This window comes from Paraburkholderia sp. J7, from assembly GCF_905220155.1.
Classification (GTDB): Bacteria; Pseudomonadota; Gammaproteobacteria; order Burkholderiales; family Burkholderiaceae; genus Paraburkholderia.
The window spans coordinates 338,471-363,683 of the sequence record NZ_CAJMYZ010000002.1 but is presented as its reverse complement, the minus strand read 5'-3'; the positions used below and the strand labels follow the sequence as shown (position 1 = coordinate 363,683).

Genomic DNA, 25,213 nt, shown 5'->3' with positions numbered 1-25,213 from the left:
TCCTGCATGCCGCAATGTAGTGCGGCGCATGCCGCGAGAGGTGCATGCACCCGTGATGCGCGCATTCGGTGCATGCGGCTTCCTTCCCGCACCTGCCCACCGTTTCCTTACCGTTCTGGAGCACCCATGAATCAGACGAATACGACCCTGACGATCAGCAGCCGGAACTATTCGTCGTGGTCCATGCGCGGCTGGCTGCTGGCCAAACTCGCTGGACTCGAATTCGAAACGGTAACCGTGCCGCTCGACGACGCCGCCGCTCGTGCCGAGTTGCTGCTGCTTTCGCCTTCCATTCTCGTGCCCTGCCTGCGTCACGACGGCATCACCGTCTGGGACACGCTCGCGATCTGCGAATACCTCAACGAGATCCAGCCGCAAGCGCAACTGCTGCCCGCGGACCGCACGGCGCGCGCGCACTGCCGCTCCGTATGCGGCGAGATGCATTCGGGCTTCAGCGCATTGCGCTCGGCGCTGCCCATGAACCTGCGCGGCCACTTCCCGAACTTTCGCGTCTGGTCGCGCGCGCAGGACGATATCGGGCGTATCGTGACGATCTGGCGCGAATGTCTGCAAAAGTATGGCGGGCCCTGGTTGTTCGGCGAGATCGGCGCGGCGGACGCGATGTATGCGCCCGTCGTCACACGCCTGCTAACCTATGACGTGCCGATCGACCCCGACATCGGCGACTACTGCATGCGCATACTCAAGCAGCCTTACGTTGCTGAATGGATCGCGGCGGCCCAGTCGGAAACCGAGGACATCGACGAACTCGATATGGAGTTCTGAGCGTCACCGTGCACCAACAACGGGCGCGACATGCCCCCGCCCGGCATCGGCATGGAAGTTGCATGACCCCATGCAGCCCGATTATCGAACTGTATGAAGAAGCGCGAAGCAACAGCGCAGAAAAGCAGCGGACGGAAAAACGAACATGAAGCAGACATTCTTCAACGAGATGTTCGAGTACGGGGAATTCGACGTTCGCGGCCTTTCCGCCGCGGCGTTCGCGCAGGCCGGCGAGCCGCGCGCCCATTACCGCGAATTCTTCGCATGGATGCGCAGCCAGAGCGAGCAGCAAATGCTCAAGAAGCGCGCCGAAGCCGACGCCATCTTCCGGCGCGTGGGCATCACGTTCGCCGTATACGGTGAAAAAGACGTCACGGGCGCGGGCACCGAGCGCACGATTCCCTTCGACGTGATCCCGCGCATCTTCCAGCGCCAGGAGTGGAACACGCTCGAGCGAGGCTTGCGCCAGCGCGTGAATGCGCTGAACCGCTTCATCCACGACATCTACCACGAGCAGGAGATCGTCAAGCGCGGCATCGTGCCCGCCGACCAGATCCTGCGCAACGCGCAGTACCGCCCCGAGATGCAGGGCGTCAACGTCGCGCACGACATCTATGCGCATATCGCGGGCATCGATATCGTGCGCGCCGGCGAGGGCGAGTTCTATGTGCTGGAGGACAACCTGCGCGTGCCCTCCGGCGTGTCGTACATGCTGGAAAACCGCAAGATGATGATGCGGCTCTTTCCCGATCTGTTCGTGCGCAATCGCGTGGCGCCCGTCGCGCACTACCCCGACCTGCTGCTCGACACGCTGCGCGCCGCCGCGCCATCCGGGACCGACAACCCGACGGTCGTGCTGCTCACGCCGGGCATGTACAACTCGGCGTACTTCGAGCACGCGTTCCTCGCGCAGCAAATGGGCGTCGAACTCGTGGAAGGCCAGGACCTCTTCGTCGAGAACGATCACCTCTATATGCGCACCACCAAGGGCCCGCAGCGCGTGGATGTGATCTACCGCCGCGTGGACGACGACTTTCTCGATCCGCACGTCTTCCGCTCCGACTCGACGCTCGGCGCGGCGGGCCTCATGAATGTCTACCGCAAGGGCAACGTGACGCTGTGCAATGCGGTGGGCACGGGCGTGGCCGACGACAAGTCGATCTACCCCTACGTGCCCGACATGGTGCGCTTCTATCTGGGCGAGGAACCGCTGCTCAAGAACGTGCCCACGTGGATGTGCCGCAAGGCCGACGACCTGCAGTACGTGCTCGACCATCTGCCGGAACTGGTCGTGAAGGAAACGCACGGCGCCGGCGGCTACGGCATGCTGATCGGCCCGGCCGCCACGCGCGCCGAGATCGAGGAATTCCGCGCGGTGCTCGTCGCGAACCCCGACAAGTACATCGCGCAGCCTACGCTCTCGCTCTCCACGTGCCCAACGTGGGTCGAAGCGGGCGTTGCGCCGCGCCACATCGACCTGCGCCCGTTCGTGCTCTCGGGCAAGGAAGTGCGTATGGTGCCGGGCGGGCTCACGCGCGTCGCGCTGCGCGAAGGCTCGCTCGTGGTCAATTCCTCGCAGGGCGGCGGCACGAAGGACACCTGGGTGCTCGAGCGCTGAGCCGGCGCATTGGCGAACACAAGAGCGCAAGAACGCAAGCGGCGCGTGGACGTTCACGACCGGGAAGACGAAGCCGAGATCACGCGATGAACGAAGCGCAATTTGTCGATGACAGGCGTTGCCAGCGCGAACGGATAGCCGTCCGGCATGCCGAGGCTGCGGTTCAGGCTGTTGAGCGCGTAGGTGAGCGGAAACCAGCGCGCCATGAGGCTGTCGAAGCTCGCCTCGTCCACCGGCGTCTGGTCGACCAGCACAGGCTCGTCGCGGCTTTCGGGCAGCAGCGCGAGGCCGCAGGCCGTGGCCGTGTCGAGTGTGTCGACGATATGCAGGTAATGCGCCCACGTCTCGGCCCAGTCCTCCCACGCGTGCACCGACGCATACGCGCTCACGTGGCGCTCGGCCCAGTCGGGCGCGGGGCCTTCGGCGTAATGCGCGGCGAGCGCTTCGGCATAGTCGGCGCGCTCGTCGCCGAAGCGTTGGCGAAACGGTTCGAGCCAGCGCCCGGTCGGCTCCTGCGCGATGAGCCGGTCGAAATAGTAATGGCCGACCTCGTGGCGGAAATGCCCCAGCAAGGTGCGATACGGCTCGTGCAGCGAGACGCGCGTGTGCTCGCGATGCGCGTCGTCGGCCTCGGCGATGTTCATCGTGATGAGGCCGTGATCGTGGCCCGTCATGACCGGCTCGCCATCGCCCGTTGCTTCGAGAAATTCGAATTGCAGGCCGTGTTCCGGGTCTTCGGCGCGCGTGACGAGCGGCAGGCCGAGCGCCCCCAGCGTGTCGAGCAGGCGCCGCTTGGCCGTTTCGAGGCGATACCAGTAGAGGCGGTTCTCGGCTCGCGAGAGGTTGGGAATCGTGCGCGTGAACTGGCAGGCGCGGCACAGCGTGTCCTCGGAATCGGCCGGAATCATGCCGTTGCAGACGTTTTCGACCGCGTAGTTGTGGCACTGGCGAAAGAGCGCGCCGGCGGCCTTGGCATTCAGGCTGCGCCAGCGGCCGTCGCCCGCCTCTTCGAAGGCGTGCATCTCGCCCGTCTGCGGCACGTAGCCCAAGCGCGCCTCGCACCGCTCGCAGCGCTCGTTTTCGAAAAACACCAGCTGATTGCAGTGGTCGCAGTGAAAGGTCTTCATGGCCGCATTCCTGTGATGGCCGCGCGGGCCGCCGCACCTCGCGCAGCACGTGGCGTGCCTCACACGCGCGCTTACGGCGCTGTCACGTCCCGCACTCGCGCCGTCTGCATCATACGCACGCTGCGCCGTGCGCCGCTTATCCGTTTTGCGCCGTTCCAACCACGTCGATCGAGGAGTCGGGTGTGTCCATCCGTGTCGCGTTAAACCATGTCACGCAGTATCGCTATGACCGGCTCGTGCGTCTCGCGCCGCACGTGGTGCGCCTGCGCCCGGCGCCCCACTGCCGCACGCCCATCCTCTCGTATTCGATGCGCGTGGAGCCCGCCGATCATTTCGTCAACTGGCAGCAGGACCCGTTCGCCAACTATCAGGCGCGGCTCGCGTTTCCCGAGCCGACGCGCGAGTTCCGCGTCACGATCGACCTGGTCGCGGAAATGGCGGTCTACAACCCGTTCGACTTCTTTCTCGAGCCGAGCGCCGAGCGCTTTCCGTTCACCTATGCGCCGGAACTGGCCGCCGAACTCGCTCCGTATCTCGTGCGCACCGAGCCCACGCCGCGCTTCGCCGCATTCGTCGAGTCGATCGACCGCACGCCGCGCGTGACCATCGACTTCCTCGTCGATCTGAACCAGCGCCTGCAACACGAGATCGGCTACCTGATCCGCATGGAGCCGGGCGTGCAGACGCCCGAGGAAACGCTCGAGAAAGGCTCCGGCTCGTGCCGCGACACGGGCTGGCTGCTCGTGCAGACGCTGCGCCAGCTCGGGCTCGCCGCGCGCTTCGTCTCAGGCTACCTGCTGCAGCTCACGCCCGACGTCAAGGCGATCGACGGCCCGCGCGGCGCCGAAGCCGACTTCACCGACCTGCACGCGTGGTGCGAGGTCTATCTGCCGGGCGCGGGCTGGATCGGGCTCGACCCGACCTCGGGCCTGCTTGCGGGCGAAGGCCATATTCCGGTGGCGTGCACGCCGGAGCCCGGCAGCGCCGCGCCGATCTCGGGCGCGCTCGACGAATGCGAAGTCGAGTTCTCGCATTCGATGTCGATCTCGCGCGTGCTCGAAACGCCGCGCGTGACGAAGCCCTACACCGAAGCGCAATGGGCCGACATGCACGCGACGGGCATCGAGGTGGATGCCGCGCTCGCCGGCCAGGACGTGCGCCTCACGATGGGCGGCGAGCCGACCTTCGTGGCGGCGGGCGACCGCGACGCGCCCGAATGGAACACCGACGCGCTCGGCCCGACCAAGCGCCGCTACGCCATCGCGCTGATGGACAAGTTGCGCGCGCATTATGGCGCGCTGGGCTTTCTGCATATCGGACAGGGCAAGTGGTATCCGGGCGAGCAGTTGCCGCGCTGGGCGCTGTCGCTCTTCTGGCGCACGGACGGCGAGCCCTGCTGGCGCGACCCCGCGCTGTTCGCCGACGAGCGCTCGCTCACGCATCACACGGCCGAGGATGCGCAGCGCTTCATTGCACACCTCGCTACCAAGCTCGCGGTCGATCCCGGGCATGTGCAGCCCGCCTACGAGGACACCTGGTATTACCTGTGGCGCGAGCGCCGTCTGCCCGTCAACGTCGATCCGTTCGACTCGCGCCTCGACGACGAGATGGAGCGCATGCGGTTGCGCCGCGTCTTCGACTCCGGCCTCGACACCGTGACGGGCTACGTGCTGCCGCTCGCCTGCGAGCGCGGCGAGCCTGGAGCGGGGCAACCCGCGCTGCAGGGCCCGCGCTGGATCAGCGGCCCATGGTTCTTCCGTGACGAGCGCATGTATCTCATTCCCGGCGACTCGCCAATGGGTTACCGGTTGCCGCTCGATTCGCTGCCGTGGGTCGCGGAGGCCGACTACCCGTGGCAGCACACGCGCGATCCGTTCGCCGCGCCGGCGCCGCTGCGCAGCGCGGCCGAGTTGCGCATGCAGTACGAGGCGGACTTCGATGCAGCCGCGCAATTGCGCAGCGGGGAACGCGCTGGAAGCGCGGGAAGTGCGGGAAGCGCCGCCTACGCCGAAGGCGCGGGAGGCACCGGCGTGCCCTCTGCTTCACATCGCTACCCCGAACGCGGCGAGTCGGCCGCCTGGATCCACCGCACCGCCCTGTGCGTCGAAGCGCGCGACCCGGCGCGCGCCGCGGGACCGAAAGCCGAAGCCGCAACGTTCGGCCGCGCGCAGGGGCAATTGCACGTCTTCATGCCGCCGCTCGCCGAACTCGACGATTACCTCGACCTGCTCGCCGCCGTCGAAGCCACCGCCGCCGACCTCGCGCTGCCCGTCGTGATCGAAGGCTATCCCCCACCGCGCGACCCGCGCCTGAAAATGCTCCAGGTCACGCCCGACCCCGGTGTGATCGAGGTGAACATCCACCCGTCGTCGAACTGGGACGAACTGGTCGAGCGCACCGAATTCCTCTATCAGGCCGCGCACGAAACGCTGCTCTCCACTGAAAAGTTCATGCTCGACGGGCGGCACACCGGCACCGGCGGCGGCAATCACCTCGTGCTCGGCGGCGCCACGCCCGCCGACAGCCCGTTCCTGCGCCGCCCCGACCTGCTCGCGAGCCTCGTGGCCTACTGGCACAACCATCCGTCGCTTTCGTATCTGTTTTCGGGCCTGTTCATCGGGCCGACGAGCCAGGCGCCGCGCGTGGACGAAGCGCGCAACGATCAGGTCTACGAACTGGAAGTCGCGTTCGCCGAGATCCAGCGTCAGGTCGATCTGCTGCGCGGTTTCGGCAGCCCGTTCGACAACGGCCCGCGCGTGCCGCCGTGGCTCATCGACCGCACGCTGCGCAACATCCTCATCGACGTGACGGGCAACACCCATCGCGCCGAGTTCTGCATCGACAAGCTCTATTCGCCCGACGGCTCGACCGGGCGCCTGGGCCTGCTCGAGCTGCGCGGCTTCGAAATGCCGCCGCACGCGCGCATGAGCCTCGCGCAGCAGCTGCTGCTGCGCGCGCTCGTCGCGCGCTTCTGGAAAACGCCGTACACGCAGCGCCTCACGCGCTGGGGCACCGAGCTGCACGACCGCTTCATGCTCTCGACCTTCGTGCAGATGGACTTCGACGACGTGCTCGCCGAAACGACCCAGGCGGGCTTCGCGCTCGACGCCGCGTGGTTCGCGCCGCACTTCGAATTCCGCTTCCCGCTGGTGGGCGAGCTTCACACGGGCGGCATCACGCTCGCGGTGCGCCACGCGCTCGAACCGTGGCATGTGATGGGTGAAGAAGGCGGGGCGGGCACCACGGTGCGTTACGTCGATTCGTCGGTGGAGCGGCTCGAAGTGCGCGTGCTCGGCGTCAACGAAAACCGCCATATCGTCAGCGTGAACGGCCGCGCGTTGCCGCTTCAGCCCACCGGGCGCGTGAGCGAGAGCGTGGCGGGCGTGCGCTTTCGCGCGTGGCAGCAGTCGTCTGCGCTGCATCCGACCATTGGCGTACACGCGCCGCTCACGATCGATATCGTCGACACCTGGAGCGCGCGCGCGATCGGCGGATGCCAGTATCATGTTGCACATCCGGGTGGCCGCAGTTACGAGACGTTTCCGGTCAACGCCTACGAGGCCGAAAGCCGCCGGCGCGCGCGCTTCTTCACGACCGGCCACACGCCGGGGCCGGTGGAAGTGGCGCCGCCTGAGCGCAGCCTCGAATTTCCGTTCACACTGGATCTACGCCGCGGCTGATTGCGGCCGATAACCCGTCAATAGCCCTAACCGAAGGCGCGCCTCGCGAGCGAGGCGCGCTGCCACGAATCACGATCTTGCCGACCCAATCCACCCTGCCGTTCGATTCCTCCGCCAGCGACAACGAGGCGGGCGCCCCGTTGCGCACGCTGCCGGTGCGCGCCGGACACTGGGACGAGCTGCAAACGGCAGAAGGCGAGCTGCGCGAGCCGTGGCGGCAGTTCTTCGGCCTGCTCGGCAAGCCGGGGGTGGCGGGATTCGACAGCGCGGCGGCCTCGGTCGAGCGCCAGGTGCGCGAGAACGACATTACCTATAACGTCTACGCCGACGCGGGCGGGCCGCGCCCGTGGGCGCTCGACGTGCTGCCGTTCATCATCGACGAAGCCGAATGGGCGCAGATCGAGCGCGGCGCCGCGCAGCGCGCGCGCCTGCTCAACGAGATCGTCGCCGATATCTACGGGCCGCAAACGCTGCTCGCGCGCGGCCTGCTGCCGCCCGCGCTGGTGTTCGGCCACCCGGGCTACCTGCGCGCCGTGAAAGGCTTCGTGCCGCCGGGCCGCCAGTATCTGCAGATCGTCGCCCTCGACCTCGCGCGCTCGCCCGAAGGCCAGTGGACCGTCGTCTCGCACCGCACGGAAGCGCCCTCGGGCCTTGGCTATCTGCTCGAAAACCGGCTCATCGTCTCGAGCCTCTTTGCCGAGCCGTTTCGCACCATGCGGGTGCACCGTCTCGCGCCTTCCTATTCGCAGCTCGTCGCCACGCTCGCCGCGGCCGCGCGCGAGATCATGAGCGCCGACGAGCGCAGCGCGAGCGGCGCGTCTGCGCATATCGTGCTGCTCACGCCGGGGCCGTTCAGCGAGACCTACTTCGAGCACGTGTTCCTTGCGCGCTACCTCGGCCTCACGCTCGTCGAGGGCAAGGACCTCACGGTGCGCGACGACATGCTGTACCTCAAGACGCTCGACGGCCTCGAGCGCGTGCACGCGGTGCTGCGCCGCCTCGACGACACGTTCTGCGACCCGGTCGAGCTGCGCGCCGACTCGACCATCGGCGTGCCGGGGCTGCTGCAGGTCATGCGGGCGGGCAACGTGATGGTCTCGAACGTGCCGGGCGCCGGGTTCGTCGAATCGCCCGCGCTGCACGGCTTCATGCCGGGCATTGCGCAGGCGCTGCTCGGCGAGGAGCTTGCGCTGCCGAGCGGCGCGACCTGGTGGTGCGGCGAAGACGCGGCCTGGCACGACGCGCTCGTGCAGGTGCCCGAGGCGCTGCTCGTGCCGACGTGGCCCGGCGGGGCGAGTGCGTCGTCCGCGCCCGGGCTCGCCGCCGGCCTGCAAACGCTCGCCGACTGGCGCGAGCGCATCGAGCAATTGCCGGACGCTTTCACTGTGCAGCAGCCGCTGCGCTACAGCTATACGCCGCGCTATGAAAACGGCGCGGGTATGCTCGGCGCGCGGCCTGCTGTGCTGCGCGTCTACGCGATCGCTGACCAGGAATGCGGCTGGCGTGTGCTGCCTGGCGGCTTCACGCGCCTGGCAGCAGAACATCAGGAATCCGTATCGATGCAGATGGGCGGCAGCAGCGTGGATACCTGGGTGCTGTCGAGCCAGCCCGGTTCGACCTTTACGCTCCTGCCGAGCCCGATCAAGCCCGGCGAGCTGCACCGCGAGCGCCGCCGCGTGCCGAGCCGCTCGGCGGAGAACCTGTTCTGGGCAGGCCGTTACGGCGAGCGCGCCGAAAACGGCGTGCGCCTGTGCCGGCTCATTCTCGGCTCGCTCGAAGGCAGCGACGCCGAAGAGTTGTTCGGCACCTTCATCGAACTGGCCGTCGCCAATGGGCTCGTGCCCGCCACAGGCCATGAAGCGCGGCGCAGCCTCGACGACTTCGAGCGCGCGCTCGTCGCCAATCTGCACGAAAACGCGGGCGCAACGGGAATCGGCCGCACGCTCGCGAGCCAGGCGTACGCGTGCGGCGAGATTCGCGGCCGGCTCTCGAACGACCATTGGCGCACCGTGCTTGCCTCGCGCAACGACTTCCGCGACGCGCTGCACGCGCTTTCGCTCGTGCCGGCGGCGCCGCGCAACGGCACCACGCTTGAATTCAGGCGTCCCACGCCGTACGACCGCATCGCGCTGATGGGCGCACTCGATACGCTCGCCACGCAGCTAAGCGCCATCAGCGGCTGCCAGGGCGACCGCATGACCCGCGACGAAGCCTGGCGCCTGCTGTTCGCGGGACGCCATATCGAACGCGTGTCCACGCTCGCCACCATGCTGCGTATCGCCGCGCACGAACGCACGCTCGCCACGCCCGCGGGCTTCGACGTGCTGCTGCAACTGTTCGACAGCACGCTCACGTATCGCTCGCTCTACCCGGGGCGCCTCGAAGTGCCCGCGCTGCTCGACGTGATCGTGACCGACCCGACCAATCCGCGCGGGCTCTACGGCGTCTATGCGCGGCTGCGCGCGCGGCTCGACGAAATCGCCCAGGCTTCACGCGGTCCGAAGCGTGAGCCGTTCGCCTCACACCTCGCGCCCGTCGAGGCGCTGCCCACGCTGGAAGTGCTTTGCGAGCCCGGCGACGACGGCCGCTACCCTGCGCTCACCGCGCTGTGCGACAGTTTCGCCGAGCGCATGGCCGCGATGTCGAACGAGATCAGCGCACGCTGGTTCAGCCACGCCGTGCCGCTCGCCGCGCAGGTGTGGTCATGAGCGGCACGCGCCTCGCGGTCACGCACCGCACGACCTACCGCTATTCGACGCTCGTCGAGACCGCGCAGCATCTCGCGACGATCCGTCCACTCGACCTGCCGTGGCAGCGCGTGCTCACGCACCGCGAACGCATCGAACCCGCGCCGTCGTATCAAACCAGCCGCTGCGACGCCTTCGGCAACGAGGTCCTCTACTTCTCGTTCGACGCGCCACACGACTACCTGCAAATGACGAGCGAGACAAGCGTGCTGCTCACGCCTCGCTACGCATCGCTCGATGTCGCCGCGACACCGGCCTGGGAAGACGTCGAGCGCATGCTGCGCTACACGGCGGGCGGCGCGTTTTACGCGGAGTCGGAGTTTTGCTTCGCTTCGCCGAATATCGCCCTGCAGCCCGGATTGCGAGCCTACGCGCTGGAAAGCTTCACGCCCGGCGCCCCGGTACTGGCCGGGGCGATCGACCTGATGCATCGCATCCATGCCGACTTCGAGTACCTGCCCTCGGCAACGGCGTTCGACACACCCGCCGCGCGCGCGTTCGAACTGCGCCATGGCGTGTGCCAGGACTTCGCCCAGGTGATGATCGGCTGCCTGCGCTCGATCGGGCTCGCCGCGCGCTACGTGAGCGGCTATCTGCGCAACGACCCGCCCGAAGGCGCGCCGCCGATGATCGGCGCGGACGCCTCGCATGCGTGGGTGTCGCTCTACGTACCCCCGGCGCCGTCCGCACTCTCTGCGCCCCCGGCAGGCTGGATCGATCTCGATCCGACCAACGACGTGCTCGCCGATCAAGGCCACGTTACGCTCGCCATCGGCCGCGACTACACCGACGTGTCGCTGCTGCGCGGCGTCATTCTTGGCGGCGGCGAGCATCGGGTGGACGTGGCGGTCAGTGTGAACGCGGACTGACCGTCGCGTTCAGACCCAGCGTCGAAGCGGCGCCGCGCTGGGCGCCAACGGCGCTGATACCCCAACCTGTATGCACCTGGCTGGCTAGCGAAAGCAGTGAATCGACGTGCCCGGCCACGCTGGCGTCGTAGAGCACCGCTTTGCCTTTCTCCATCTCGGCGGGTTGGCTGGCAATTGCGCGCCTGATCGCCTCGCGCAGCGATCGCACGTCTCCTCGCTCGAAGACGTGCTTCGCTTGTGTGGCGATCACATCGCCGCAACCCATCGTCGAAGGAATGATCACAGGCGTGCCGCACATCACCGATTCGATACCCACCAACCCGAAAGGCTCGTAAGCGGAAGCCAGGATCGTGAAGTCGGCAGCGCGATAACAGTCCTCGATTTCGCGCTGAAAGCCGATGTAACGCACGTGCGGCGAGAGGCTGCCCACCGGCCGCCCCGCTACTGCGACGACGACGGGTTCCTTGAGGTCCCGCGCGGCGGCCTCGATGAGCGGCAGGCCCTTGCGCATGTGACTGCTAGAAGGAAACAGCAACACGCACTCGTTGTCCTGAAAGCCGAGCCGCTTGCGCAGCGATGCGCGCGCAGCGGTATCGACAGGCGTGAAGCGCGCTGTGTCGACCGGGGGGCGCAGAATGCGCACCTTGGCCTCGTCGATTCCGTACAGTTCGATCAGTTCGTCACGCATCAAAGGCGAATGCGCCAGAATGATCGCCGCATTGGCGTACAGGCGTTCCTCCAGTGCAATCTGCCAACGGTCGGTAAGCTTGGTTCTGCGGCCCGTTGCGCGCAGGAAGCCACGATGGGTGCCGCCACACACGGCGATATCCGAACTGTCGACACGGTTGCAGCCGATCATGATGTCCACGGCGGCTACACGCTTCGCGCGGCGCAATCGCCAGGAGAACCAGGCATCGCGCAGTTTGCCGGGCAAAAACGACACGTTGATACGATGCGGCTCGACCATCGCGTACTCGGGCAGCGCATGGTCGAGGCTGCGCGCGAAATAGGCGGGGCGAAAGCCGCGCTCGGCAATGCCGCGCGCAAGATCTCTCGCGTAGCGCTCCATGCCGCCGCTATGCTTCATGACATTGCAGGAAACGCCGAGTTTCATGGCATCCCCTCCTCTACAGTTGATCGATCCAATACTTCAAAACCGCCGCGTTTGAAGGCTCGCGCTCATGAACGCGACTGCAGCGCCTGAAAGTGCGCCATGACACGACCCACGCTGAGCAGCTTTGTCCACAGAAGCTCCTTGAGATTGCCGAACGGTATGACGTTGGGCGGCAATACGATGTGGCCAGGCCCCCAGCGCGGGCGCCACGTGCGCGCCAGTCCGCGCCGCATGAAAAGCGTGAGCGTGGGGACTCCGATCGACGAAGCCAGATGGCCGAGACCCGAGTCGTTGCCGATGAACCATGCGGACTCGGCGATCCACGTCGCCACGTCCTCGAGTCGCGGCAGTGAGTGAACCTCATGCCCTTGCGCCTGGCTCTCCCGCCAGGCCGCAAACTCGCCGGGCGCGACGAGAAAGCTCGGATGCAGGTGCGCGCGGCTGAGTTCGTGGGCGAGCGCGAGAAACTTCTCGCGGCTCCACATTTTTTCGCGGTGGCTGCCGGTGGGATGGATCACGACACGATCCGCGAAGCGGCCGCGCTGCACGCCGGGCGGCACAACGAGGCCGTTCGAATGCGTTACATCGCATAGCGCGAGCACGTTCACGGCAATATCGACGATGCGGTCGACCATGTGCTTCCCGCCGCCATATTCGGGCAGTTCGGCCAGACACAGCGTCTTGCCCGAGCGGCTCAGCATCGGCCCGAACTCGGTGCGGCGCAGTTCGATGACCGTGTCGAACGCGCCGGCATACGCCGCCTGATACCCCACCGTCATGTGGGGAAACCAGGCCGCGAGCTGCTCGGCCACCCAGCCGAACACGATGGGCCGGTAGCCGTTTCGAATGAGGTTGTTGACGAGAACGAGCCCAATAAGGCTGTCGCCGATTGGCGGCGGCAACGCCACCGCAACACTGCCCTGGATCTGGAATTTCATGTCCATGCGAAGGTGGGCCGGAAGATTCCGGCGCGGTAAACGTTAGTAACACTAATCATTGAATCGACGCTTGCCTCGATCGCCGATATGCGTTACCGCGAAGGCAATTTCAGGCCGGCAACGCCACGCGTTCGCGCAATACCCGAAAGGCGCGGTGCACGCGTCGCACCGAGATCGCTTCGCGCCACCACTTTTCCTTGAGGCCAGCGGTCGGCACCCACCACGGCGGCAGCACGATCTCGCCACACTGAAATCCAGGGCGCCAGCGCTGCGCGACGCGGCGCCGACGAAACACGGTCAGCGTCGGGATGCCGAGTGCCGAAGCGAGATGGCCCAGGCCCGAATCGTTGCCGATAAACCAGCCCGATTCGTAGAGCCACGCTGCGAGGTCGGCCGTATCGCGAAACGAACACAACGGCGGTGCGGTGCTGGCAAGCGGCAGCCAGCGCGAGCGCTCGCTGTCGGCAACGACGAACTCAGGCGCAAAACCTTCCCCGCTCAAACGCTGGGCGAGGCCAATGAAACGGTGTGCCAGCCAGCGCTTGTCCGCTGTGCTGGCCTCCGGGTGTACCGCTACGCATTGGGCGTGGCGGCGGTGCTGAAGCTCCGGCGGCGCGCGCATACCGTTCGAAATCTCGACGGTTGGCAATCCGAAGTGACGCGCCGCGAACGCCGCGAAGCGGTGCGCTATACAGCGGCCGTCGTCCGCGTATTCGACATCGTGCAGATCGACGAAGCCCGGATGCCATGCGCGAAGTTGCTTGAACGGCCGGTCGCGGTGCATCTGCACGACGACGCCGAAATCCGCTAGCCGATCGCGTGCTTCTTCCTCGCCGAGCGCCGGCTTCATCGACAAATGCGGGAACCAGCGGGCAAGCGACCACGCGTGATTACCGAATATTTCGACCTGCCAGCCCGCGCGCACGAGATTGTGCGCAATGATCAACAGATTCAGCGAATCCCCAAGCGCCGGCGACATCACAAACGCTGCGCTGCGTGCTTGCTCGCGCGCCAGGGAGGGACACGTTGCGTCATGCTGGGCGTGGCTCTCACGGTCGAGGTGTTGCATCGTTGCGTGTCTGATCGGGGTTCGGCAGGGTTTCTGCGGGTTAAGGCTATGGACACGCATGTTGCCACCGTGGCGCCGGTTCCGGGTTACAGGATTTTTCCGTACATTTCTTCCACGCCACGCCAGCGTGCGCGAACGTTACAGGACCGGTTACACGTTAAGAAATAGCAATGGTTCTGAAGTTCGAAAATGCGAAATCATCTGCTACGCTGGTCTCACCTGACATTGCGCGGTATGCCTCAACCGTGGATGAAGGGTGCTATACCTCCAACTCTTTGCATACCCGGCGAAAACGCCGGGTTTTTTTTCATCCGCGGGCAGCCGCCAGGTCCTGGTCGGGAAGCGCGTCGTCGGGGCAGAAAACATAGCCGTCCCTGTAACGCGTTTGAATATATTGGCGGCCGCACGGCGACAGCCCGAGCAGCTTGCGCAGGCGGAAAACGACCACGTCGACGCTGCGCGCATGAAGCGACGAATTGCGATCGATCATGTTCACAATGCGCTCGCGCGAAAGCGGCCGCAGGCGATTCGCGGCGAACACCGCGAGCACGGCGAGCACGAGGGGCGGAGCCGGGATCTTGCGGCCGTCCCTGAACAGTTGATTGTCGATGGCGTCGAGTTCGAAGCCGTCGAAGACGTATTTCGTTTCCCTGCGCGGCGACGCAGGGTAATCGATCCTGCAGCGCAACGCGTGGTGCATGCGCGCGAGCAGTTCGCGAGGATCGAACGGATCGACCATATAGTCGTTGGCGCCGAATTCGAACGCGAGCACCTTGTCGGCCACGTCGCCGGATTCGCTCACGATGATCGCAGGCGTGAGCCACCCTCGCTCGCGCAGCGCGCGTAGCGTTGCAATGCCGTCGATCTTCAGCGCGTCATGCCGAAGGATGATGAGCGAAGGCGTTTCTCGCGCGAGACGCTGCTCCAGCCGCTCGACGCCATACAGCACCGACACGGCGATCTGCTGACGCTGCAAATAGGTACGCAGGTCGTCCCGATATGCCTGATCGGGTTCGACAAGCAGCACGTGTATGTCCATCGATCTGTCCCTTCCTGTGTCATGCACGTCATTCCAGCCAGATCGCGCGCACGAGTGGCATGCATGCGCTTCGATCTGCAGCGGATCATACGGAACAACCGTGCAGGAAAAAGAAGGGAAATCTGGAGAAAATAAGGATTCGGACGGGCCACGCCCACCTTACGGTACGCTTCAGGCGAAAATAGTGCCGAATTTGCGCGCACCCACGTTTATTGCCTTCTGCTGAATCCGTCATGAAAGTCAGCGTCACCTTCAAACTCTTCCTCGCGATTCTTTCGGCTTGCGTGCTCGCCGCCGTGGCCATGGGTATCGCGGTCCGGACGAGTTTCGAATATGGCTTCGTGGATTTTCTCCAGGAGCAAGGCGCGAACGATCTGGCGGCGCTCGAACAGGAGCTGGAAGCCTCTTACGCGCAGCACGGCAATTGGGATTTCGTTCGCGCTCGCACGCGAGGCGGGCCCCCATTCGATGGCGGCCCGCCGCCGGGCGAGCCGCCGCGCGACGCCCGTCCGCCCGATGCGCCGGGCGGCTTCCACGACGAAGGCGGTAAGGATGGCCCCTTCACCCCAGGCTTTGCCGAGCACTCGCGGACGTTTCGACCGCCCTACATGCTCTACGACGCGGACATGAAGGTCGTCGCGAGCGAGGGGCCACCGCCGCCGCCCGAGGCCGTCCGCCATCCGCTGCGCGTCAGGGGTCAAACGGTGGGCTGGATCGCGGTGGCGGGACCCACGTCGCTCATCAATCAGGCGGAACAGCGCTTCAAGGACCGCCAGACGCAGGCGACGTGGATCATCGTAGGCTTTACCACGTTGCTCTGCGCTGCCGTGTCGATCATCCTCGCGCGCACGCTGCTCACGCCGATCAAGCGGATCGTCACGGCCACGCATCGCCTCGCGGGCGGTGACTACGCCACGCGCGTGCCAGCCACGGGCCGCGACGAACTGCAAATGCTCGCGAGCGATTTCAACCGGCTCGCGGCGTCGCTCGAAAAAGCCGAAAGCGACCGGCGCGACTTTATCGCCGATATTTCGCACGAGTTGCGCACACCGCTTTCGGTGCTGCGCGGCGAACTCGAAGCGATCGAAGACGGCGTGCGCCGGCCCGACGCCGCGACCATCGCTTCTCTGCAGTCCGAAGTAGCGATGCTCAGCCAGTTGATCGACGATCTCTACGAACTCTCGCTAGCGGACATCGGCCAGCTCTCGTTCGAGAAAGTGCCGCTCGATCTCGTACCGATCGTGGAGGCCGCATGCGACGTCTTTCGCGAGCGGCTCGCAGCGAAGCGAATCACGCTGGAGTTCGATCGCGACGATGCTCGCGCGACGCTCTCGGGCGATCCCTATCGCCTCACGCAGCTGTGGAAAAACCTGCTGGAAAACGCGCTGCGCTACACCAATGAGGGCGGCCGCGTGCGGATCTCGGTCACGTCGAACGACAACCATATTTATGTCGATGTCCAGGACTCGTTCCCGCCGGTTCCCGCGCCGCTGCTGCCCCATCTGTTCGACCGGTTCTTCCGCGTCGATCCATCGCGCAGCCGGCAAAGTGGCGGCGCGGGTCTCGGACTCGCATTGTGCAAGCACATCGTGGAGCAACACGGCGGCACCATCGAGGCATCACGCTCCCCGCTTGGCGGGCTGCGCATCCTCGTTCAACTTCCTCGCCTGAACACGCATCATGATTGATCCGACCATGCGGCCATCCATCCTCGTCGTCGAAGACGAGCCGAAGCTCGCGGCCCTGCTCGCCGACTACCTCGCGAAAGAAGATTTCGCCACGACGATCATTGCGGACGGCCGGGAGGTCGTGCCCTACGTGCGCGAGCATCAACCGTCGATGGTGCTGCTCGACCTGATGCTGCCCGGACGCAGCGGCCTCGACGTGTGCCGCGAACTGCGCACGTTCTCCGCCGTTCCCGTGATGATCATCACGGCGCGCGTGGACGAAATCGACCGTTTGCTCGGGCTCGAACTCGGTGCCGACGACTACGTGTGCAAGCCGTTCAGTCCGCGTGAAGTGGTGGCGCGCGTCAAGGCGATCCTGCGTCGCGCCGAGTTGCTGGCGCGGGCGCACCAGGAAGCGGAAGGCACTGTGCCGTCGCCGTTTTCGATCGACGTTGCGCATCACGCCGCGCGCCTGGACGGCCGGGATCTGCACCTCACGCCCATCGAATTTCGTCTGCTTGCGCTACTGCATTCCGGCCCTGGCCGCATTTACGCACGCGACTTTCTGCTGCGCGCGCTCTACGACGATCACCGTGTGGTCGCCGACCGCACGATCGATTCGCACGTCAAGAACCTGCGGCGCAAAATCCAGTCGATCCGGCCCGACCAGGACATGATTCGATCGATCTACGGTGTGGGTTATCGTCTGGAGATCGCGCCTGCGGGCGACTGACGTTGGGTAACTGCGTAAGATTAAAAACGTGGCTGAATGCAGGCGCGCGTGCGCCATACGCGCGCCTGCATTGCATTTCGCGTTATGGCGCGATCGGCTTGCCGCTCGAGTCCTTGACCTTGTCCTTCCACTGCGACTTGATTTCGGCGACGACCGAGTCCGGCAGCGAAATGTAGTCGAGGCTATCGGCTGCCGAAGCACCGTTCTTGAAAGCCCAGTCGAAGAACTTGAGCGTTTCCTTGCCTTGGTCCGGCTTGTCCTGTGCCGTGTGCAGCAGCACGAAGGTCGCGCCGACAACCGGCCATGCGTCCTTGCCCGGCTCGTTCGTGAGGATCTGGTAGAACGACTTCTTCCAGTCCGCGCCGGCGGCGGCGGCCTTGAACGTTTCGGTGCCCGGCTGAACGACCGCGCCCGCTTCGTTCTTCATCGCGGCATAAACCATGTGGTTTTGCTTGGCGTACGCCCACTCGACGTAGCCGATCGCGCCCGGCAGACGCTGCACGAAGGCCGCAACACCGTCGTTGCCCTTCCCGCCCGTGCCCGTCGGCCAGTTCACGGTCGTGCCTTCGCCGACCTTGCTCTTCCACTCGGGGTTGACCTTCGAGAGGTAGTTCGTCCAGATGAAGCTGGTGCCCGAACCGTCGGCGCGGCGGACCACGGCGATGTCGAGGTCAGGCAGCTTGACCTTCGGGTTCAGTGCGGCGATAGCCGGATCGTTCCACTTCTTGATCTTGCCGAGGTAGATGTCGCCGAGCACCGGGCCCGACAGCGTAATTTCGCCGGCCTTCACGCCCGGCACGTTGATCGCCGGCACGACGCCGCCGACCACCGTCGGGAACTGGAACAAACCGTCCTTGGCCAGCTGGTCGTCCTTCAGCGGCGCGTCGGAGCCCGCGAAGTCGACGGTCTTGGCCTGAATCTGCTTGATGCCGCCCGACGAACCAATGCCCTGGTAATTCACCTTGCCGCCGCCCGACTTCTGATAGGCGTCGGCCCATTTCGTGTAGATCGGCGCCGCGAAGGTACTGCCTGCGCCGGTAATATCCGCGGCCTGGGCCACGCTCGCGCCCAGCGCGAGAACGACAATCGCATACAGACTGAGTTTCATCCCGGACTCCTTAAAATCGTTATTGATGCGCTGGACCTTACGATCGCAATGTGACGATTGGGTGACACTGGAGTCGATCGTAGAAGCGGGCTTATGGATGGCGACGCGACCATTCAGAGGACATGTTAGCCAGGGCTCACGGAAGACGTTCGCGTGCGCGTTGCGGCATGAGTGGAATACCGGAATAAACCGTATATACTGTTTATACAGTTTTCAGACCGGAGAGACCGACGTGACTACAGCGACCACGCGCAAGCCCACAAAAAAGGCGTTCCACTTCCCGAAATCACCCGCAACCGGGGAGGAACAGAACGAAGCGGCCATGCCGGTTGAGGCAGCGCAAACGAGCAAGCCCAGCCGCAAAAAATCCGCATCCAAAGCGGCGACACCCGCAAACGCCCCAGCGGAGGCAGCGGCTCCTGCAGTTGCCGAGAAGGTCAAGACCAAGCGCGTGAAGAAAGAAAAAGTCGTGCGCGACAGTTTCACCATGCCCAAGGCGGACTATCAGCGCATCGCCCTCCTCAAGCGCAAGTGCCTCGAAGCCGGGGTTGCGGTGAAAAAGAGCGAGATATTGCGCGCGGGCCTGCAATTGCTGGAATCGGCCCCACAGAAGCGGCTGCTGGCCGCGATCGCGGCGCTTGAAACCGTGAAGACAGGCCGTCCGGCCAAAGGCGACGACAACGCTTGATACGCGCGAAGCGTGGGTGAAGGGCGCGGGCCGCGCCGATGGAAGGCGGATGCACTGGAATTGAGCGCTGAGAGCGCTCAATTCCTCGCGGCGAAAGCTGTGGCGTTACTTCCTGCGCCGCTGGTTGACGAGCCGCAGAATATCGCTCGTTGGCCCACTTGTTGCGAGGCGCGGGATGTCGTCGAGGTGGACCCACCGGCACCTGGCTATCTCGCTGCTCGGCCGCGCCTTGGCCTGCCTGGGTATTTCGCAGGAGAACACGTGATGGTGTTTCTGCTTGCCGCGAATGTCGAACAGATACCTGGCTGCCTTACCGGAGAGCCGGGTCTCCTCCCTGAGTTCTCGTAGCGCGGTTTCCATCAAATGCTCACCACGCTTCAATATGCCGCCCGGTAGTGCCCACTTCGACTGACTGCGTGCTACCAGGAGAATTCGCTTACCTCTGCGACAAATCACGGTGGCCCGTTTCTTCAACTCGAACTCCCACTTCGTTCCTGGGGGGCGCCTCACGAAACATCAGCATTGCATTGGCTGACTTAGCTAAGCATCGTAATACAGAAAGTCAGAAGTTCAACCTGCTGAAAGCACGATGGCCGTCACCTTGCCAGATTTTAATTGTTTCATCAAACCGTCATAAAGATCCGTTTGCTGACAGCCCTTGTGGTATGGTTTTGGCCACACATATTTTTTGTCAGACTCGAGGCTGCAATGGATATGGACAGTGACTGGCCGTTACCACGGCCGCGCACTCTCTTCAGAATCGATCGGCGGCGCGCCGCTGCATCACTCACCAGCAAGACCTCTATCGCCAGCACCTTTTCGTCATTGGCCATGCCAGTGGTCAACGAGGCGGTGCAACGAGCGAAAGCCCTGGCGACAGAAGCCGACCCCGAAGCATTTCATCAGCTTCGGGTGGCGTTCAGAAAACTTCGTGCCTTGTATTGGGCGTACTCCCCCTGGCTCGGCGAGGAAGCCACCGCGCAAGCGAGCGACGAATTCAAGCGGCTCGCTGCGGTGGCAGGCGGAACGCGCGACTGGGACATCGCAGGCGACCTCCTGAGAACCGCGCAGAAGTCGGACGCGTCCATCGAACTGCTCGTGAGCGCCGCGCGCGAGAAGCGCTCACAAGCGGTGGCGCATAGCCAGGCGATGATCAACAGCGACGCTGTCGAGGCATTCCTGAACGACGCCCTGCTTCGCGCGCAAACCACGCTGCAGTCATGTTGCAGTGATCTTCCGATACGCGCGTTCGCAAAAAAGCGAGTCCGGATGGCGCAGCGCACGCTTCGAAAGCGCAGCCGGCGCGCCGTGCAAAGCGAGGCCGGCCACGAGGAAAGTCTCCATGACGTGCGCAAGGCCGGTAAAAAGCTGCGCTATCTGCTCGAATTTTTTCAGCCGGTAATCAAGGGCGAGCACCAACGCACCCTTAAGGAACTGACGTCCGTGCAAAAGATGTTGGGCGAATTCAACGACATTGCCGCAAGCGAGACCTTGATCCGCAACACGACATTCGACGAGGTTCCAGCCGACGTCGTCGAGAAATCGCTGCAATGGCTGGAAAGGATCAAGTGCCAACGAATCGAAGTGGCGGCGCAAAGCGTAAAGGCCATATCCGGCTAGGCCAGTGCCGGCGCCATCACTGGCAGGTCACGACGCTCACAGGCAAGTTCTCGCTCGCCGTGCCGAGTCTCTCGCGCGATGCCGTGGTGATCGAACCGCCCGGCGGCAGGCATGCCGATTGCCCCATGCCGCCACCTTCCATTTGCGGCGCGCCGTTATTGAACGACTGCCACGTGATGACGACCGATGCGCCGCAATTGTTGATCAGGTCGGTGTAGTCGAGTCCCAGCTTGGCGTTTTTCCCGCGATATTCCCGGTCGATGCAGTCTGTCGAAAGCTCGCTCGGCTCGAAGCGCGGCGAAGCCGGCGGCGCCGCGCGGTCGCCGGCGGCACTCGCTGCGCCGTGCGCGAGAAGCATCAGGAGAAGGACGGCAAGTTGGCTGTGCGCCAGTTTGCGGCAAGCTGTCATTTCTTCACCTCGTTTTTTTGGGTGTCGATCACCGTCAGTTAGCTTCCCGCAGAAGCAGGCGTCAAGGGTCAGGAGGCGCCTTACGTGGGCAAACAGACAGTGTTCGCCACCTTTTTAGTAAGGAATTCGAAATGATTGGCGCGATACCCGCGTAACACTCACAAGGCCTGCACCTGCACTGCGGGTCCGGGAGCGCCGCCCACATTGGGCGCAATCACGAGGTATCGGCGGTGATCGGCAACGCCCGCTGTGCCGGGCGTACCGGGCGTGACGACTTGCCGAATCTGGCCCAGCGTATTGACGATGGCCGAGCCGGCTGGATTGGTCTTGAAGCTCGCGAGCACGTCAATGCTGCCACTGCCGTCGACGTGGTCGGAGAGACCGAGGAAATACGGCTGCCCTGCCTGCAGCCCGGTGACCGCCGCCTGCAGCACCTGCAGCAAGCCCTGATCGAACAACGCCACCGAAGTGGGCGCACCGCCCTGTCCGGCGGGCGCGCCACCCACCGGCATCAGCGACACGTGCGTCGCCTCGCCCGCCGCGCCAAGCGGCTGTGTGTTGGCCGTGCCATCGCCTTGCGGCACGGCGTCGGGCACATACGCCACGGCTTGTGGCGCCTGGCCGACCGGCACCGTGGCGATGACCTTGTTGGTCAGCGTGTCGATTGCCGTCATCGCATCGCCGTTTTCGAGGCCCACGTAGACACGCGTGCCGTCGCCGGACGGCCAGATGCCATGCGGCAGGCTGCCAACGGCGATGGTCGCCACCTGCGAAAAGTCGTCGGTACGGAACACCTTGATCTGGTTCAGGCCGCCCACCGTGACGTACGCAAACATGCCGTGGGCGTTCTGCACGATGTTCACATGATTGGTGATCGGTCCCGTGTCGAGCGTTTTCAGCAGCGCAAACGGCGGGCGCGCGTCGAACACCTGGGTCTTGCCCACATCCTTGAGCGTGAACCAGACCTGCCTGCCATCCGGCGTGGCCGCGATGTTCGGGCAGAACGGGCTCGCCTGCGTGACCTTCGCCACGATCTGGTGATCGGCGACCGAAACGACATCGGTCTCCGGGTTGAACGACGAACAGATATACCCGTACTTTCCGTCCGGCGAAAAGATCTGCATGCCCGGCCCGGCTGGCACGACGATGCGGGTCTTCTCTTCGAACGTCTTGCCGTCGAGCACATCGACGTAATTCTCGCCGCGCACGGTCACCCATACCTCATTGCCGTCTGGCGTGAAAAAGGCCTCGTGCGGCGAGCGGCCCACATAGGTCACGTGCTTGACCGAATTGGTTTGCGTATCGATGAACGTCACCGAATTCGAGCCGATGGAAACAATCGCGAGTGTGCGGTGATCGGGAGAAAAGCCCATGCCGTGTACGAGCAACTGACCGTGATACAGCGGGCTGAAGTTGGCCGGAGTCGGCTCCCCGAGCCGAATGACACCGATCAGACGATTGGCGGCGGGATCGATGACCGATACGGTGTTCGAAAACTGATCAGACGAATAGACGCGGTCCCGATGGCTGACTGGAATATCGGCAGCCGCGAGCGATCCGGGCACCTGCCCCGCTTCGGCGAGCGTTGATGCAACAAGCGATGCGGCAATCATGGCCGCGCCAAGAACGAGGTTGTACTTCATGATGATGTATTTCATGACGTTGTCTCCTGCGTCGTGACGCGCGTGGGTCAGTGGGACATCGAAGCGGGTGCAGCGATCGAGTCATGCACCGCGAGGCGCATGGCGACGATCTCCTGCTGTTGCTCGACCACGATCTCCTGAGCGATCCTGCGCAGCTGTTCGTTGTGTCCGTGCCGCAGTTCCGCCATGGCCATGTCGATCGCGCCCTGGTGGTGTGGAATCATCGTTGCGACGAAATCGCGGTCGATATCGCCTGTGGGCTTCGCCGCCATCCCGGCCATCATCTTCGTCATGGCCGCGTCGTTCTCTGATAAAAACAGGCCTTCTTCGCGGTTGCGGGAAGGTCCCGCGTCACTCGAAGGCGCGGCGCATAGACCGGCCAGGGAAAGCACGGCCGCACCGCACACCGTTGCTCGTAAAACGAGTCGAATTGCAGCGTTCATGACGTCCCCTCCGTATCGGTCGAATCGTATTCGACGTGAAGGCAAACAGCGCACTAGCCGATTTACTCCATGCGGACCAGATTTGCACTCCACATTGACGCGCCGCGAAACGTTGTCAAACGCTTTGCGGCTTCCAGGCCCTGGCGGGCCGAGTGGAATAACCGCCGCCAAACGCGTGTTCGTACCGTCAAGTTCGCGTAGGCGGGCGTACCATCAATGCACATCGAATGAAGGTCGCACTCGCAGGCCCGACTCACTCGCTTTTTGCCGGGCACCGCACAGCAGATTGGCCGCTTCAGAGCGGCGAGGAGCATTCCATGGCCGCGGGCATCGGGCTTCAAGATCAAGGACGGCAACTGCTGCCGTTTCGCGAGTCGGTGTTGGCGATGCTCGGCGTCGCGTCGGTGTCGATGCTGATCGCGCTCGACCAGACCATTGTCGGCACCGCGTTGCCGCGCATCGTTGCGGAACTCAAGGGCTTCGAACTCTATGCATGGGTCGCGACGGCCTACATGCTTGCCTCCGTCATCACCATTCCGATCTTTGGACGTCTGGGCGATCTGTTTGGCCGCAAGCCCTTCATGCTCGCCGCCATTCTTCTTTTCACCGTCGCGTCGGTGCTCTGCGGCATGGCGACCAACATGCTGTTTCTCGTGCTCGCGCGCGGCCTGCAAGGTATTGGCGGCGGCATCATGATGGGGACAGTTTTTGCGACCGTCGCCGACCTGTTCCCCGATCCGAGGCTACGCCTGCGCTGGCTGGTATTCGTCACCTCCGCGTTTGGCATTGCGAACATGGTCGGACCCACGCTCGGGGGCATGCTGACCCAGCACGGAAGCTGGCGGCTCGTGTTCTTCGTCAACGTGCCGGTGGGTCTGCTGGCGCTGTTCTTCGTGCACGCTTTCCTGCCGCATCTGCACCATGCGCGCGAAGGCGCGAGGCTGCGCCTCGACTGGCTCGGCGCTTGCGTCGTCGCTGTCACATTCGGCGCGCTGCAGCTCGTGATCGAGCTCTGGCCGAAACAAGGATGGACGACGACGACGATCGTGCTGGCGGTGATCGTGCTGGTCTTTTCGCTAACGCTTTTCTTCTGGGAAAAGCGCATGGGCTACCCGATCATCCCCGTGGACATGCTGCTCGATCGAAAACTCGGTCCGCTCTTTGCGATGTCGGTGCTCGGCGGGTTCGCGTTGTTCTCGCTCGTTTTCTACGTGCCGCTGCTATTCCAGGGCGGCTACGCGATGTCGCCGCGCGCCTCGGGCATGCTGATCACGCCGCTCCTGCTCGGCACGACGGTGGGCAGTTTCGTGAACAACCGCGTGGTCACGCGGATCCGGCGCGCCAACGCGATCCTCTACGTCGGCTTCGCACTGTCCGCCTTCGCGAGCCTCGCGGTGGTCGTGCTGCGAGGCAACGAGCCGCATCTCGTGTGGATGGCGTGCATGGGCGCGAGCGGCCTGGGTCTGGGCCTCGTGGGCACGAGCCTCACGGTCTGCTCGCAGCAGATTGTCTCGCGCGACCATCTCGGCGCCGCGACGGCGATGCTGCAATCGCTGCGCACTTTCGGCGGCATGCTGGGCACGGCGATGACCGGCGCACTGCTCGGGCACCTCTACACCATGGGCGTGAATCGCTCGCTCGACTCGTACCAGGCAACGCAGTGGTTCAAGTCGTTTGCGAGTCCCGAACTGCTCGTGGACCGCGCCGACCAGGCCGCGCTGATCAGTCGCCTCGTGAGCGCCGGGCACGCCGGCGACGCGATGATGAGCTCGGCGCGCAGCGCGCTCGTAGATTCGATCCACATGGGCCTCGTTGTTGCCGCCATCGCCGCGCTCGCCGGCCTGTGTCTCGCGTGGTTCGTGCCGCCGGTACAGGTGGGGTATCTCGAGGCGCGGCCGTAAATGAACCCCGAACA

At 64.7% G+C, this 25,213-nt stretch carries 19 protein-coding genes and 1 pseudogene; 10 read left to right on the top strand and 10 right to left on the bottom strand.

The genetic code is table 11. The features are described from left to right. Window positions 1-126 precede the first annotated feature (126 nt). Together U5A58_RS04745 and U5A58_RS04740 are read left to right on the top strand one after the other, a co-directional pair. On the top strand, window positions 127-786 hold the full coding sequence (locus U5A58_RS04745) for a glutathione S-transferase family protein (RefSeq protein WP_321960492.1): 660 nt from the start codon (window positions 127-129) through the stop codon (window positions 784-786). A 145-nt stretch (window positions 787-931) separates the two neighbouring features. Beyond that, entirely contained in the window at window positions 932-2,404 is a 1,473-nt protein-coding gene (locus U5A58_RS04740; protein WP_321960491.1) for a circularly permuted type 2 ATP-grasp protein, read from the top strand. Between the two features lie 53 nt (window positions 2,405-2,457). Here U5A58_RS04740 and U5A58_RS04735 read toward each other — a convergent pair whose 3' ends face one another. Beyond that, window positions 2,458-3,531 carry a putative zinc-binding metallopeptidase gene (locus U5A58_RS04735; RefSeq protein WP_321960490.1) on the bottom strand — a complete coding sequence of 358 codons (1,074 nt, stop codon included), beginning with the start codon at window positions 3,529-3,531 and terminating at the stop codon, window positions 2,458-2,460. 182 nt (window positions 3,532-3,713) lie between these two features. Between U5A58_RS04735 and U5A58_RS04730 the strand changes: the two genes are divergently transcribed. The 3 genes from U5A58_RS04730 to U5A58_RS04720 all read left to right on the top strand — a co-directional run bounded on the left by U5A58_RS04730 (window position 3,714) and on the right by U5A58_RS04720 (window position 10,827). Further along, window positions 3,714-7,211 (top strand): transglutaminase family protein, encoded by a 3,498-nt coding sequence (locus tag U5A58_RS04730; protein WP_321960489.1) that lies wholly within the window; start codon window positions 3,714-3,716, stop codon window positions 7,209-7,211. Between the two features lie 77 nt (window positions 7,212-7,288). After that, window positions 7,289-9,919, top strand: coding sequence for a circularly permuted type 2 ATP-grasp protein (locus U5A58_RS04725; protein ID WP_321960488.1), 2,631 nt, complete (start codon window positions 7,289-7,291; stop codon window positions 9,917-9,919). Then, on the top strand, window positions 9,916-10,827 hold the full coding sequence (locus U5A58_RS04720) for a transglutaminase family protein (RefSeq protein WP_321960487.1): 912 nt from the start codon (window positions 9,916-9,918) through the stop codon (window positions 10,825-10,827). Before U5A58_RS04725 ends, U5A58_RS04720 begins: the two co-directional genes overlap by 4 nt. A gap of 76 nt (window positions 10,828-10,903) precedes the next feature. Here the strand turns inward: U5A58_RS04720 and U5A58_RS04715 are convergent. From U5A58_RS04715 to U5A58_RS04700, 4 genes and pseudogenes are all read right to left on the bottom strand, one after another. Then, window positions 10,904-11,941: pseudogene (locus U5A58_RS04715) on the bottom strand (glycosyltransferase family 4 protein); the annotation flags it as partial. A 65-nt stretch (window positions 11,942-12,006) separates the two neighbouring features. Next, a complete protein-coding gene (locus U5A58_RS04710) occupies window positions 12,007-12,885 on the bottom strand; it encodes a glycosyltransferase family 9 protein (protein WP_321960486.1) in 879 nt (292 codons plus the stop codon). A gap of 103 nt (window positions 12,886-12,988) precedes the next feature. Continuing rightward, window positions 12,989-13,948, bottom strand: a complete 960-nt coding sequence (locus U5A58_RS04705) for a glycosyltransferase family 9 protein (protein WP_321960485.1) — start codon at window positions 13,946-13,948, stop codon at window positions 12,989-12,991. A 307-nt stretch (window positions 13,949-14,255) separates the two neighbouring features. Further along, entirely contained in the window at window positions 14,256-14,987 is a 732-nt protein-coding gene (locus tag U5A58_RS04700) for a response regulator transcription factor (RefSeq protein ID WP_321908505.1), read from the bottom strand. Between the two features lie 233 nt (window positions 14,988-15,220). On the opposite strand from U5A58_RS04700, the gene U5A58_RS04695 reads away from it, so the two are divergent. Next, the gene (locus U5A58_RS04695; RefSeq protein ID WP_321960484.1) at window positions 15,221-16,675 is read left to right on the top strand and encodes an ATP-binding protein; all 1,455 of its coding nucleotides are present in this window, start codon (window positions 15,221-15,223) and stop codon (window positions 16,673-16,675) included. Next, a complete protein-coding gene (locus U5A58_RS04690; RefSeq protein WP_321960483.1) occupies window positions 16,668-17,387 on the top strand; it encodes a response regulator in 720 nt (239 codons plus the stop codon). The genes U5A58_RS04695 and U5A58_RS04690 overlap by 8 nt, the downstream gene beginning before the upstream one ends. Before the next feature lie 82 nt (window positions 17,388-17,469). On the opposite strand, the gene pstS is transcribed toward U5A58_RS04690, so the two are convergent. Next, a complete protein-coding gene (gene pstS / locus U5A58_RS04685; RefSeq protein ID WP_321960482.1) occupies window positions 17,470-18,495 on the bottom strand; it encodes a phosphate ABC transporter substrate-binding protein PstS in 1,026 nt (341 codons plus the stop codon). Window positions 18,496-18,727: 232 nt separating this feature from the next. Between pstS and U5A58_RS04680 the strand changes: the two genes are divergently transcribed. Further along, window positions 18,728-19,183, top strand: coding sequence for a hypothetical protein (locus tag U5A58_RS04680; protein ID WP_321960481.1), 456 nt, complete (start codon window positions 18,728-18,730; stop codon window positions 19,181-19,183). 105 nt (window positions 19,184-19,288) lie between these two features. Here the strand turns inward: U5A58_RS04680 and U5A58_RS04675 are convergent, their stop codons facing one another. Beyond that, complete coding sequence (locus U5A58_RS04675; protein WP_321908483.1) at window positions 19,289-19,657, bottom strand: NUDIX hydrolase; 369 nt, start codon at window positions 19,655-19,657, stop codon at window positions 19,289-19,291. Between the two features lie 234 nt (window positions 19,658-19,891). On the opposite strand from U5A58_RS04675, the gene U5A58_RS04670 reads away from it, so the two are divergent. After that, window positions 19,892-20,803, top strand: coding sequence for a CHAD domain-containing protein (locus U5A58_RS04670; protein WP_321960480.1), 912 nt, complete (start codon window positions 19,892-19,894; stop codon window positions 20,801-20,803). Window positions 20,804-20,819: 16 nt separating this feature from the next. Here the strand turns inward: U5A58_RS04670 and U5A58_RS04665 are convergent, their stop codons facing one another. From U5A58_RS04665 to U5A58_RS04655, 3 genes are all read right to left on the bottom strand, one after another. Beyond that, window positions 20,820-21,212: a hypothetical protein gene (locus U5A58_RS04665; protein WP_321945405.1), complete on the bottom strand. Its 393-nt coding sequence runs from the start codon at window positions 21,210-21,212 to the stop codon at window positions 20,820-20,822. Between the two features lie 158 nt (window positions 21,213-21,370). Beyond that, complete coding sequence (locus U5A58_RS04660) at window positions 21,371-22,855, bottom strand: YncE family protein (protein ID WP_415774171.1); 1,485 nt, start codon at window positions 22,853-22,855, stop codon at window positions 21,371-21,373. 47 nt (window positions 22,856-22,902) lie between these two features. After that, the gene (locus U5A58_RS04655; protein ID WP_321960478.1) at window positions 22,903-23,298 is read right to left on the bottom strand and encodes a DUF305 domain-containing protein; all 396 of its coding nucleotides are present in this window, start codon (window positions 23,296-23,298) and stop codon (window positions 22,903-22,905) included. Between the two features lie 317 nt (window positions 23,299-23,615). Between U5A58_RS04655 and U5A58_RS04650 the strand changes: the two genes are divergently transcribed. Then, on the top strand, window positions 23,616-25,199 hold the full coding sequence (locus tag U5A58_RS04650; protein ID WP_321960477.1) for an MFS transporter: 1,584 nt from the start codon (window positions 23,616-23,618) through the stop codon (window positions 25,197-25,199). The last annotated feature ends 14 nt before the right edge of the window (window positions 25,200-25,213 follow it).